The 13052-nt window shown below is 69.3% G+C and carries 8 protein-coding genes; 6 read left to right on the top strand and 2 right to left on the bottom strand.

Annotated elements, in window-relative coordinates:
* The first annotated feature begins 59 nt into the window (after nt 1-59).
* The 6 genes from IPN47_05055 (at nt 60) to IPN47_05030 (ending at nt 10273) form a co-directional block, all read left to right on the top strand.
* Nucleotides 60-851 (top strand): SDR family oxidoreductase, encoded by a 792-nt coding sequence (locus tag IPN47_05055; GenBank protein ID MBK9407417.1) that lies wholly within the window; start codon nt 60-62, stop codon nt 849-851.
* Between the two features lie 184 nt (nt 852-1035).
* Nucleotides 1036-2064 carry an L-threonine 3-dehydrogenase gene (gene tdh / locus IPN47_05050; GenBank protein MBK9407416.1) on the top strand — a complete coding sequence of 343 codons (1029 nt, stop codon included), beginning with the start codon at nt 1036-1038 and terminating at the stop codon, nt 2062-2064.
* Nucleotides 2065-2225: 161 nt separating this feature from the next.
* Entirely contained in the window at nt 2226-3428 is a 1203-nt protein-coding gene (locus IPN47_05045; GenBank protein MBK9407415.1) for a glycine C-acetyltransferase, read from the top strand.
* Between the two features lie 453 nt (nt 3429-3881).
* Nucleotides 3882-6617: a hypothetical protein gene (locus IPN47_05040; protein ID MBK9407414.1), complete on the top strand. Its 2736-nt coding sequence runs from the start codon at nt 3882-3884 to the stop codon at nt 6615-6617.
* A gap of 33 nt (nt 6618-6650) precedes the next feature.
* Nucleotides 6651-7325: a hypothetical protein gene (locus IPN47_05035; GenBank protein MBK9407413.1), complete on the top strand. Its 675-nt coding sequence runs from the start codon at nt 6651-6653 to the stop codon at nt 7323-7325.
* A 155-nt stretch (nt 7326-7480) separates the two neighbouring features.
* Nucleotides 7481-10273: a PAS domain S-box protein gene (locus tag IPN47_05030; GenBank protein MBK9407412.1), complete on the top strand. Its 2793-nt coding sequence runs from the start codon at nt 7481-7483 to the stop codon at nt 10271-10273.
* Here the strand turns inward: IPN47_05030 and IPN47_05025 are convergent.
* Both IPN47_05025 and IPN47_05020 read right to left on the bottom strand, forming a co-directional pair.
* On the bottom strand, nt 10270-10959 hold the full coding sequence (locus IPN47_05025) for a DNA-3-methyladenine glycosylase (protein MBK9407411.1): 690 nt from the start codon (nt 10957-10959) through the stop codon (nt 10270-10272). The genes IPN47_05030 and IPN47_05025 overlap by 4 nt on opposite strands.
* Nucleotides 10959-12908, bottom strand: coding sequence for an NYN domain-containing protein (locus IPN47_05020; GenBank protein MBK9407410.1), 1950 nt, complete (start codon nt 12906-12908; stop codon nt 10959-10961). Before IPN47_05020 ends, IPN47_05025 begins: the two co-directional genes overlap by 1 nt.
* Nucleotides 12909-13052 lie beyond the last annotated feature (144 nt).

Here is a 13052-nt window from a genome sequence, read left to right as displayed (position 1 = left end):
ACGTGAGTGGTACTGTGCGGGATCTGGCCGTGCCAGCGGCGGCGTTGCATTGTACGGCCATGGATCTCGGACTGAAGAACAAGGTGGCCCTGATCACCGGGGCGTCGAGCGGGCTCGGGCTCGCGATCGCGAATGAGCTCAGCCAGGAAGGGGCGAGCGTGGTGATGGTCGCTCGTCGCAAGGACGAGTTGGACAAGCATGCGGCGGCGATCGGGGGTCGCACCTACGGAAAGCTGCTCACGATCGCCGCGGACGTGGGCGATGCGGACGCCGCGTCACGCATCGTGACCGAGGTGGAGGAGAAGCTCGGCCCCATCGACATTCTCGTCGCAAACGCCGGCGGTCCTCCGTCGACATTGTTCGACTCGACGACCGACGCGCAGTATCAGGCGGCGATCAACCTCAACCTGCTCGGATCGATTCGCCTGGCGCACGCGGTCGTGCCGGGGATGCGCGCGCGAAAGTGGGGGCGCGTCCTCTTCCTGACATCGATGGCGGCGAAGATGCCGATACAGGGGTTGATCCTCTCCAACACCGCCCGCGCCGGCTTGTTAGGCTTTGCCAAGACGCTGGCCAACGAGGTCGCGAAGGACGGGGTCCTGGTGAACACCGTCATGCCCGGGCACTTCGACACGGCACGCGCGATCGAGCTGGCACAAATGCGCGCCACGCGCGAGCAGCGGCCACTCGAGGAGGTCCTCGCGGCACGTCAGGGAGGGATCCCGATGGGACGCTCGGGCGACCCCAAGGAGTTCGCCGCGGTGGTCGCCTTCCTGGCCAGCGAGCGCGCCTCGTTCGTGACGGGGACGGCGATCCAGGTGGACGGGGGGCAGATCTCGTCGCTCGTCTGAGAAGACGGGAAGACGGGAAGACGGGAAGACGGGAAGACGGGAAGACGAGATGAGGGCCGTGGGCGCTTGATTGCAGTGGGAGTGGGGGGTTGATTCCTCCGCGGCGAGAGCGCGACAGGTGCTGCCGTGAGCACCTCCGAACTCGTCTTCCCGTCTTCTCGTCCTCCCGCCCTCCGCTCCTCTCGTGAAAGCTCTCGTCAAGACGACTGCCGGTCCCGGCTTCACGCTTCGCGACGTCCCGGTCCCCACGATCCGCGACGACGAAGTGCTCATCAAGGTTCGTCGCGCCGGCGTGTGCGGGACCGATGTGCACATCTACGAGTGGGACGACTGGGCGAGCAACCGCTGCAAGCCCCCCTTCACCGTGGGCCACGAGTTCGCCGGCGACGTGGTGCAGGTAGGATCGCTGGTGCGCGACGTGGCGGTGGGCGACCGCGTGACGGCGGAGGGACACATCGTCTGCGGGCGATGCCACCTGTGCCGCACCGGCAACGCGCACGTTTGCCCCAACACGAAGATCATCGGGGTCGATCGTGACGGCTGCTTCGCCGAGTACATCGCGATGCCGGCGACCAACGTGTGGCATCTCGATGCGAGCATCCCGTACGAGATTGGCGGGATCCACGATCCGATGGGGAACGCCTTTCACACGGCGCTGCACGGTACGGAGATCCCAGGTTCGACGGTGCTCGTCACGGGGTGCGGACCGATCGGGATCTTTGCCGTGGGAATCTGCGCGGCGGCTGGCGCCTCACGCGTGATCGCCAGCGATGTGAATCCGCGGCGACTCGAGCTGGCGCGCGCCGCCGGTGCGCACGACGCAGTGCATCCGTCGGAGGTTGAAGCGACGGTCAAGCGCGCGACCGAGGGACTCGGCGTCGACGTCGTGCTGGAGATGAGCGGTGTGCCGGCGGCGATTCACCAGGCGTTCAAGGAAGTGCGGCTCGGCGGGCGCGTGCAGATGCTCGGCATCCCCGCCAAGCCCATGGAAGTGAACTTCGCGACGGAGATCATCTTCAAGGGAATCACCGTCTACGGCGTGATCGGGCGGCGGATGTACGACACCTGGATCCAGATGTCGCAGTTCCTGCGCTCGGGGAAGTTCGACCCGACACCGATCATCACGCATCGCTTCCCGCTGGAGGGCTTTGACGAGGCGATCCACGCGATCAAGAGCGGCGATGCGGGAAAGGTCGTCTTCGAGATCGGATAGGGGCGGAAGACGGGAAGACGGGAAGACGAGATGCTGCGGGTTGAATCGCCCCAGTCTTGACGGTTGATTGAGGGCTCGGCCGCGCGCGAACACTGCGCCGCCGAGCCCTTTCGCGTCTTCTCGTCTTCTCGTCTTCCCGTCTTCCCGTCTTCTCGAAAGCAATGCCCAACACCGCCTTCACCGCCGACCTTCAGGGTCGCATCGACAAACTGAAAAGCGATGGCGTCTACAAGCGTCTCAACTACCTCGACTCGCCGCAGTCGGCATGGGTGGAGATGGAGGGGCGCGGCCAGATCCTGATCCTCTCGTCCAACAACTATCTCGGACTGTGTGATGAGCCGAGCGTGGTGCAGGCGGGGATCGATGGGCTGAAGAAGTACGGCGCCGGGACGGGAAGTGTGCGCTTCATCTGCGGCACGTTCACGGTGCATCGCGAACTGGAGCAGGCGCTGGCGCGCTTTGTCGGGACCGAGGCCTCGATGAGCTACGTCTCCGCGTGGAACGCCAACGAGGGGCTCACGGCGACGGTGGTGGAAGAGGGGGACTTCGTCATCTCCGACGAGCTCAATCACGCCTCGATCATCGACTCGATTCGCCTGGCGAAGGCGATCACCAAGTGCACCACCGCGGTCTACAAGCACTCCAACCTCGACGACCTGGTGGCCAAGCTCGCGGCTAACAAGGCGGCGAAGCGCCGGCTGATCTGGACCGACGGCGTCTTCTCGATGGAGGGGAGCATTGCCAAGCTGCCGGAGATCCTGCAGATCGCGCGCGACCACGACGCGATCGTGATCATGGACGACTCCCACGCGACCGGGGTGCTGGGGACCAACGGGCGCGGGACGGCCGAGCACTTCGGCGTGCTGGGCGAGGTGGACGTGATCACGTCGACGTTAGGCAAGGCGGTGGGCGGGGCCGCTGGCGGCTTCGTGGCCGGCTCGGCGGCGCTCTGTGACATGCTCACGCAGCGCTCGCGCCCGCAGCTCTTCTCCAACGCCTTGCCCCCGACGGTGGCGGCGAGTGCGCTGCAGGCGGTGAAGGTGATCGAGGCGCAGCCGGAACGCGTGCAGAAGCTGCGCGACAACTCGCGCTACTTCCGCGAGCAGATCATCGAGGCGGGGTTCAAGCCGCTCGCTGGCGAGACGCCCATCGTCCCGATCATCATCGGCGAGACGTCGGCGGCGATCCAGGTGAGCGAGATGATGCTGGCCGAGGGGGTCTTCGTGACCGGGTTCGGCTTCCCGGTGGTGCCGCACGGGACGGCGCGGGTGCGGTGCCAGATCTCGGCGGCGCACTCGACGGGCGACATCGATTTTGCGGTGACGGCGTTCAAGAAGGTGGGGGCGAAGCTGGGGCTCGTGTAGCGGCGGGGGGCGCGGGAGGGGCGTGCGGAGAGAGGCTCACGCGAAGCCGCGAAGGCGCGAAGTCACGTATCGCGAAAGCGCCGTTCGCGGCACCCGATCGCCTCCCCGCGATCCTCGATGGGCGTGAGGTTTCGGCGCGCACAGCGCGGACAGACGGCCCACGATCTCCCGCGCGCGGCGTCGCATGCCAGGCGCGGCCCCTCCGGGAAGTGCTCGACGACCGCATTGCGGCCAAGCGCCGAGTTGCAGTAGAGGCAGGTGGAGTGCACGAGGCGATGGCGCGGTGAGGTCGCGGGGGCACTTGGACGCTACTCGCACGCGGCTCGCACGCGGCTCGCACGGCAGGCGCGAGGCGCCGGTGCTGCACACGGGGCAATCGGGTGATACGTTGGCGGGAAATCCGTCACCATTTCCCGGACCCGGCAGGACACCGCTGCCCCGCCCGCGCCGGTTGTGCGGCGCGCGAATCACGCGCTGCACATCGCTGCGGCGGCGTTGCTCCTGTTCCCCGCGGTCGCCCGCATCGGCCGTGCGCAGGCGGTCCCTCCACACCCGCGCGAGGCACTCGGGCACGAAGTAGGGGCCGACCGCCAGCTCGCCGACTGGGGGCAGATCGGCGCGTACTTCACCAGGCTCGCCGCCTCCCCCGCGGTGCGTGTCGACACACTCGGACTCACCACGGCGGGACTGCCCTTCCTCGCCGTTGCGATCTCGCACCCGGACAACATGCGCCGGCTGGAGGAGATCCGTCGCAACGAGGCACGCCTGGCCGACCCGCGCGGGCTCTCTGCGGCGGAGGAAGCGCGGTTGGTGCGCGAGCAACCGGCGGTGGTGCTGATCAGCATGAACATCCACGCCACCGAGATCGCCTCGAGCCAGATGTCGATGGAGCTGGCGTGGCGCTTGGCGACCAACGACACCCTGCAGGCCGCCCTGCGCAACGTCGTGCTGCTCATGTTTCCGTCGATGAACCCGGACGGACAGCAGATGATCACCGAATGGTACCGGCAGGGGGTCGGGACGCGCTGGGAAGGAGGGCCGATCCCCTGGCTGTATCACCCGTACGTGGGCCACGACAACAACCGCGACTGGTACATGGTGACGCAGCGCGAAACGCGCCTGGCGACCGACTTCCTCTACACGCGCTGGTTTCCGCAGGTGGTGTACGACGTGCACCAGATGGGGAACTCGGGGATGCGGATCTTCGTGCCGCCGATGGTGGACCCGGTGAACCCGAACCTCGATCCGCTGATCGTGCGCGGGATCAACCTGATCGGCGCGCAGATGTCGTGGGCCCTGGAGCAGGCCGGCAAGCAGGGTGTAGGGGACGGCGTGCTATACGACTTGTGGTGGCACGGCGGCTTTCGCGGAACGCCGACGCGGCACAACATGGTGGCCCTGCTGACGGAGGCGGCGTCGGTTCGCATCGCGTCGCCGATCGTGCAGAAGCCCGAGGAACTCACGGGGCACGCGCGCGGGCTCCCCCGCTATGAGATGCGCACGTCGTTCCCGAATCCGTGGCCCGGTGGCACCTGGCGGCTGCGCGACATCGTGGACTATGAGCTGATTGCGGCCGAGGCGCTGGTGAAGTTCGCGTCGCGACAGCGCGAGGAGTTGGTGCGCGGCTTCGTGCAGATGGGGCGGCGGCAAGTGGCGCTGGGGGCGAGCGCGTCGCCGCGTGCGTTCCTCATTCCGAAGGCGCAGCGCGACCCGGGGGCCGCCCGCCAGCTGCTGCAGGTGCTGCAGGTGGGGGGCGTCGAACTGCGTGACGCGAAGGACGCCTGGGTGGTGCGCATGGACCAGCCATACCGGGCGCACGCCAAGGACCTGCTGGAGGTGCAACGGTTCCCGGCGGTCGAGCGCTTTCCCGGGGGCCCGGTGGAGCGCCCGTACGACGTGGCGGGGTGGACGCTCCCCTTCCAGTTGGGGGTGCGGGTAATGGAGAGCGACACGATCCCGTCCGGATCACTCCCGCTCCTGCCGTCGGTGGAGACGACGGCGTGCGTGCCTCCGGAGCGGACGGGGGCGAAGATCGGCGCGTGGTTCGTGCTCGACGCGCGCGACACGGAGAGCTACCGCCTCGTTATGCAGGCGGTGCGCGCCGGCTGGACGGTGCGGGTGGGAACGGAACGGTACCACGTGCCGGGATTCGGTACGGGGTTCCCGGCGGGGACGTTCTACGTTCGACGCGGGGGGGGCCCCCGCGGCCGCACGCGACTGGGCGCGCCACAGAGCTTCCCCTCGCCCGACGTCGCCGCCTCGGCGGGGGCGCTGGCTCCGCCGCAGCGCTCCTCGCTCGGCGGCCTCGCACCGCGGCCGCGTACGCCGGGGGCACAACGCGGCGGGGTGGACATCGCGCTCGAGTGCCGCCCGTCGCTCGATGTGATCCCGCGCACCGAACCGTTGGCCAAGCTCCCGCGAATCGCGCTCTATCGCCCCTGGACGGCGTCGATGGACGAAGGGTGGACGCGCTGGCTCTTCGACCAGCACGACGTGCCCTACATCACCATTGTCGATTCGACGGTGAAAGCGGGACGGCTGCGTGACCAGTTCGACGTGGTCCTCGTCCCTGACATGAGTCTACGGGAGGCGCGCAGTGGCATGTCCACCGCCGCGGTTCCCGCCGCGTATGCCGGCGGTTTGGGTGACGCGGGATTGTCCGAGCTGGCGCGGTTCGTGTCCGATGGGGGGACGCTCCTCCTGCTGGATCACGCCGCCGAGATCGGGACGTCGGCACTCGGGGTGCCTGTGAGCCTAACGACGGTTCGCGGTCGCGCCGATGGCGACGGGGAGGGACGAGGGGGGAGCACGGGATCGGCAGGGCGCGAGTCGCTCTACGCCCCCGGGTCCATCCTCCGCGTCCTGGTGGACACGACGCAGCGGCTGGCGGCCGGGTTAGGCGACAGTGCGGCGGTCTACTTCACCAACAGCGTCACGTTCGACGTCCCTCCGGGGTCGCCGGCGCGACCCCTGCTCCGGTATCCGGTGCGCGGGTCGGAAATCCTGATGAGTGGCTTCCTGCAAGGTGCGCAGGAGATAGCCGGGAAGGCCGCCGCGGTCGACGTCCCGATGGGGCGGGGCCGGGTGATCATGTTCGGTTTTCGCCCGCAGTATCGCGGGCAGTCGGTTGGCACGTTCAAGGTGTTGTTCAATGCGTTGCTCGCCGGAGGGTCGTCCGGGCAGCGCTGACTTCCACTCCGCGCGTTTCCCGAGGCTCTGCGTATGCGCATCGTCCGCACGTTCCGTCTGGCCCTGGCCGCCGCCGTCGTGATCCCCACGCTGGTTGGTGCGCAAGCCGCGTCGAAGTCGCCCCGCGGCTTCGATGACTCCTGGTTCTGGGGCATCAAGGGCGGTTCGACCATGTTCACGACCGGCGCCGCTGGCGACGCCAAGGTCAGCGCCCCCACCGTCGGCGCGGAGTGGGTCATCACCCGGTCGCGCGTCGCCGCGTACCTGTCGGTCGAGCAGGCGTTCTTCGACAACACGGCCGCCGTCTTCGACATCACGTCCGCCGGATCGGCGCGCGCGGTGAACATCAGCGACCTGCGCAGCTACAACGCCGGGATGTACTTCTATCCGCTGCGCTACGGCAACCTGCGTCCCTACGCCGGGCTCGGACTCTCGATCAACGTGATCCAGAACGCCGACCCGCAGGGGACCTACACGAGCGAGAGCGCGCAGGAGACGGTCTTCACCTCGGTCGACGAGCAGAGCAGCCGCGTCTCCGCCAAGTTCACGCTCGGCGCGCAGTACCAGCTGCAACGTGTGTCGGTCTTCGCCCAGGCGGCCACGCTCCCCACGCGGCGCAACTTCCTCATCAACGGCGCGGCCAACACGTTCGTGCTCGAGGCTGGGCTCCGCTTCAACCTCCTCGGTGCCATCGAGAAGTTGCAATAGGGCCCGACCGGATCGCCCACGAGCGGGAGTCGGCCCTCCGGGGACCGGCTCCCGCTCTGCCTTTCGGGGGAGACACCTGAGCCTTTTCCAATCTCCCTAACGATGACCAGACGACGTTGCGCAGAGGCGCCCGTCGCCGTAAGCTGGTCTGTACCGTGACCACTCACGTCTCCGGCGATACGCAGCATTCGACCGATCGGGCGAATGCAGGATCGCCTCCCGCCCCGGTGGCTTCGCCCCCGCCCGCCTCACCGGCGATCGACGCCGCCGAGCGCCGGTGGCTCGCCCTCCGCTACGCCATCGGTCTGGGCATCGGGATCCTCTCCGTGGTCGGCGTCCAGTACGTCGGGCCCCGATCGCCACGCTCGGTGTACTTCGTGGCGAACGTCGCGGTCCTGGTCAGCATCGTCACGGCGGGTGGCTTCGGCCCCGCCCTGATCACCATCGTGCTCGCCTACGCAGCGACCGCGTACTACCTGCTCGAGCCGATCGGATCATTCGCGATCGCCGACACGGCGGACCAGTTCCGCCTGACGATCGGCGTCGTGCTGAGCGCCGTGGGGAGCAGCATCGAGTGGCGGCTGCGGCGCGAGCGACAGCGCTATCGGCAGCGGGCCCGCGAACTCTCGGAGAGTGAATCGCGCTACCGCATCCTCATGAGCGAGGCGTCGGATGCGATCCTGGTCTTCGGCCCCGACGATCGGACGCTGCTGGCGAACGTCCGCGCGGCGCAGCTCCTCGGGCGTTCGGTCGAAGGGCTCGTCGGCCTCCCCTGCGCCACCCTCCTGGCCGCCCTTCCCGAGGACGACCCGGAAGGGTGCGTCGTGCTCGAGGCACGGCGCACCGGACTCCCGGTCCTCGGCGAGCGGGAGCTCGTGCGCCCCGACGGATCGCGCTTCGTCGGCGAGCTGTCGGCGCGCGCCCTCCCGGATGGTGGCGTCCAGATGATCGTGCGCGACGTGACCTCGCGCCGACGTGCCGCCGATGCGATGCAGGCGGAGCGTGACCTGCTCGATGGCATCATCGCCACCAGCAGTGCGGCGATCCTCGCCTTCGACGCCAACACCAAGCGCCCGGTCTTCGTCAACCAGCGCGTCCTCGACGCCACGGGGCTGACGCGCGAGCAGATCCGCACGATGGCGGTCGGCGAGTGGCCGTGGGAGACGCAGTACCCCGACGGGACCCCCGTCCCGCGTGAAGACCTCCCGATGTCTCGCGTGCTGCGCACGGGCGAACCGGTCTTCGACATTCCGCTGATCTACGCGCTCCCGAACGGTCGCACGATGCGGGTACGCGCGAGCGCCGCCCCGCTGCGCGACGCCACCGGGCGGCTGACCACGGTCGTGCAGACGGTGGAGGACGAGACCGACCGGGTGCGCACCGAACAGGCGCTGCTGGCCAGTGAGGAAAAGCTGCGGCACATCGCGCAGGCGTTCCCGGGGGCGGTGTACCAGTTCTGCCTCACGCCGGCGGGCGAGATGCGCTTCACGTATGCCAGTGAGGGGGTGCGCGAACTGACCGGTGCGTCGCCCGAGGATGTGGAGCGTGACTTTGGCGTGGTGTGGGAGATGATCGCTCCCGAGCACCGCGACCTGGTCATGCAGACGACGCTGCAATCGGCGTCGACCAACCAGCCGTGGCGGCTGGACATCCGCATCAAGACCAGCGACGGACGGCATCGGTGGATCCGCGGGACCGGGTATCCCGAGGCGGAACGCCCTGACGGGGTCGTGCGGTGGAACGGCGTCTTCCTCGACGTGACGGACCTCAAGGAGCTCGAGTCGAACCTGCTGCAGGCCCAAAAGATGGAGAGCGTGGGGCGCCTGGCCGGGGGGATCGCCCACGACTTCAACAACATCCTCACCGCCATCCGCGGCAACGTCGACCTCCTCCTCGAGACGCTGGCCCCAGGGGACGAGCGCCTGGAGGAGGTGCATGAGATCCGCGACGCCGCCGAGCGCGCGAGTGCGCTCACCAAGCAGCTCCTGGCCTTCAGCCGCAAGCAATTCCTCCAGCCGCGGGAGCTGGACCTGAATGCGCTGGTGCGCGACGTGGAGAAGATGTTGCGCCGCGTGATCGGCGAGGACATCGCCCTGCTGACCGTCCCCGGTGACGCGCTGGGCATGGTGCGCGCCGACCCCGGCCAGCTGCAACAAGCGCTGCTCAACCTGGTGGTGAACGCGCGCGACGCGATGCCCGACGGCGGGCTCCTCACGATCGACACGCGCAACGTCCGCCTGGCCGGCGCCACCGCTGCCGCGGCCGGGCTCGCCCCCGGGGACTACGTCTGCCTGGTGGTGCGCGACACGGGGCACGGCATGACGGCCGAGGTGCGCGCCCGCATCTTCGAGCCGTTCTTCACGACCAAGCCGCAGGGGAAAGGGACGGGACTCGGGCTCGCGACGGTGTACGGCATCGTGCAGCAGAGCGGCGGCTCGATCACGGTGGAGAGCGAACCGCAGCGCGGGAGCATCTTCCGCCTCTTCTTCCCGCGCGTGTCGGTCGTGCGCGACACGACCTCGTCGCCGACCAGCGGTGTCCCGATCGTCCCTCCCGCAGCGTCATCGGGGAATTCAGCTACGATACTCCTGGTGGAGGACGACCCCGCCGTGCGACACCTCGCGACGCGCGTCCTCGAGCGTGCGGGGTACTCGGTGCGCGCCGCGCAGGATGCCTACGAGGCGCTGTCGCTCACGGATGCCACCTGCTCGGGGATCGACCTCGTCGTCTCGGACGTGGTCATGCCGGGGATGGGGGGGCGCGACCTGGGGCAGGAGCTGCGCCGCCGGCGGGCGAACCTGCGCCTGCTGTTCATCTCCGGCTACCTGGACATCGACGCCTCGCGCCTCGCGCTCGACCGGCGGACGCGCCTGCTGCACAAGCCCTTCTCGCCCGAAGCGTTGGTGGAGGCGGTGCAATCGATGCTCGCCGTCCCCGTCCCGGCCTAACGAAGACCGCGTTCCTGGCGCCACGCCTCCGCCTCGCTGACGGTGAGGCGCGCGAAGTGGCGCGGTGTGCGCGACACGTGCGGATCGCCAGCCAGCAGGTAGCGCAGCGGCCAGTCGGCGGCCTGCGTGATGCCGATGCGCGGGGTGACGACGACGGCCTCGTCGGGGAGGGGGACGTGCCGACGGATGCGCACCACGCCGCGGTCCAGCCGCCCGCCGTCGTGCGCCCCGCTGATGCCTAACGCCCGGCAGAGCTTGCCCGGACCGTTGGCAAGGTCGCGATCGGCGACGCCGCCGCGTCGTTCCCGCATGACCTCGATGCCGTCCAGCGGGACGAGGGCACGCACGAGGACGGCGCTCCCGTGTCCGGCCGCGCGCGTGACGGCGTTCACGCACCAGTGCATCCCGTAGATCCGGTACACGTAGACCGTTCCCGGGGGACCGTGCAGGTGACGGTTCCGCTGCGTGAGCCCCACGACGGCGTGGCATGCGGGATCGTGCGGGCCCAGGTAGGCCTCGACCTCGACGATGCGTCCGCGCGCCACCGTACCGTCCGCGTGGCATTCGAGGACGGCGCCGAGGAGGTCGCGCGCGACGTCGGCCGTGTCGCGGTCGTAGAAGGCCGAGGGAAGCGGGGCCCCCAAACGCGAACGCCGCGTCGGGGACGCGGCGTTCGCTGGAGTCATCACTTGGCGGCTGGTTTCTTCGCCTTGCCGCCTCGACCACCGCGGGCCGCCCCCTTGGCCGGAGCGCTCTCGGCCTTGGCGGGTTTGGCCGCCTTGGCTGGCGGCTTGGGCTTGGCCGCTTCCTTGGCGGCGGGCTTGGCCCCCTTGGCCTTCGGTGCGCCCCGACCCTTGGGGGCGTGCGGAGCCGCCTCGTTAGGTGCGGTGATCGGGGCCGGCGCGGTCGCAGCCACGGTCGGCACATCCTCGACGACACCCACGAGGAGGAGTTCCGGCGGCGGGCCCACCGGGGCACGCCCACGACCGCCGCGGGGCGGGGCGCCACGCGGGACCATCCCACGCGGGGCCGGCGGTGCAGCTGGCGGAGCCGCCGCGGCGACGGCGGCGGCGTGTGCAGCCGCTGCCCGGTTCAGCTGCTCGGACACCGGCGCCACTGCCGCCGGCAGCGAAACTTCGAAGTCGTTGCCGCGACGACGCAGGTCGATGAGCTCCTGGTCGTGGGCATCCTTGAGGATGCGTTCGAACATGCGCTCACTCAGGCTCTCGCTATCGCGTCCCAGCAGCTCGAAGGCCTTGGTGCGCATCGCGCGGGCCGGGACGGCGGCATCGCCGGTGACCAGCGCGGTCGCCGACCGCTTCACGAGGTCGAAGGCCTCCTGTCGCGTGAGGCGCTCGCCACTGCGACCGATCTCATCGCCCCCTTCACCACGCGCGGCATCAGCACGCGGAGCCTCAGTACGCGGGGCTTCGGCACGTGGAGCCTCCGCACGCGGCGCGTCCACGCGCGGTTCGTGGCGACGGTCGTGACGTTCTGGGCGCTCGGGACGATCCGGACGCGCGTGGCGCTCGGCGCGCTCATGTCGCGGCGTCTCGGCGCGCGGCGTGGGCGCGGGCTCCTCGCGAGGCGAGAGGTCGAGTTCGAGCGATTCACCAGCAGCGGCGACCGGAAGTTCGGCGGTCGCTCCGGCCGGTGCACCCGACGGGCGCTCGCCGCGCTCCTCGCGGTCGCGACCACGGCCGCGGCCACCGCGACGTCCACGACGTCCGCTGCGTTCCTCGCGCGCGGGGGCGCCGTCCTCGTCGGCCGCCGCCGCGCGAGGTGCTGCACCTGCCGGCGCGGCGCCGGACGGCCCCACCTCGAGCTGCCCGTTCTCGAGCTTGGTGATCGTCACCAGCCCCTTCTCGGCGGCATCGGAGACGAACTTCGAGAACTTCGAGTAGCCGTAGTTCTTCTCGTCGAACGTGGCGTCGATGTCCTGCATCACCTGCTTGAGGCGGTCGGAGCGCATGACGTCGCCGTTCTTCTTCATGCGACCGATGGCCTCGACCACGAGCTCCCACGGGTCCCACTTCTGCACGTCTTCCTCGCTCGACTTCACGAGGCCGGCGAGGGCGTTGTAGCTGTAGTACTCGTCGCAGTTCATGACGAGCAGGTCACTCGACGACTCGCGGATGCCGACGCCGATGACGTACTTGCCGTATTCCTTGAGCTTGGTCACCAGCGACGCGAAGTCGGAGTCGCCGGAGAGGAGGATGTAGGTCCCGATCTCGGGGCGGGTGAAGACCAGCTCGATGGCGTCGACCGCGAGGCGAATGTCGGTGGCGTTCTTCTTCGACGACCCGTAGGCCGGCGCCATGATCATGTCGATCGAGGACTCGGCCAGTGGGACGATGTACTGCGGATAGCGGCGCCAGTCGGCATAGGCGCGCTGGACGGCGACCTTCCCCTTGATGATGTCCGACGACAGCAGCGAGCGCAGCTCGCCGGCGAGGTCGGAACGGATCCCCATCGTGACGTTGTCGAAGTCGATCAGCAGCGCCGCGTTAGGCGCGTGCTGGATCGGGGAGCCGTAGGTGGCGGTCGCCGAAGACGGCGGGAGCGCCTGGGGCCCCCGGTGCAACGGGGCGATGGGCGCGCGCGGGACGGCGTGCCGGGGAGAGCGTGCGTTCATGTGGTGAGAACGGTGTGCGGGCACATCAAGCGCCCATGGTTTGGATGCCGCTCCGTGGCGCGCCTTGTCGCGCTCCGGGCGAATGACTCGGGCGCCGGCGGTGCGACCGCATTGGTCGCGTTCCGCACTGGACGCCAGGTCCCC

The sequence above is a fragment of the Gemmatimonadota bacterium genome, assembly GCA_016719105.1.
Lineage (GTDB): Bacteria > Gemmatimonadota > Gemmatimonadetes > Gemmatimonadales > Gemmatimonadaceae > SCN-70-22.
The sequence above is the reverse complement of the archived record's forward strand: the minus strand, read 5'-3'. Positions and strand labels throughout refer to the sequence as shown.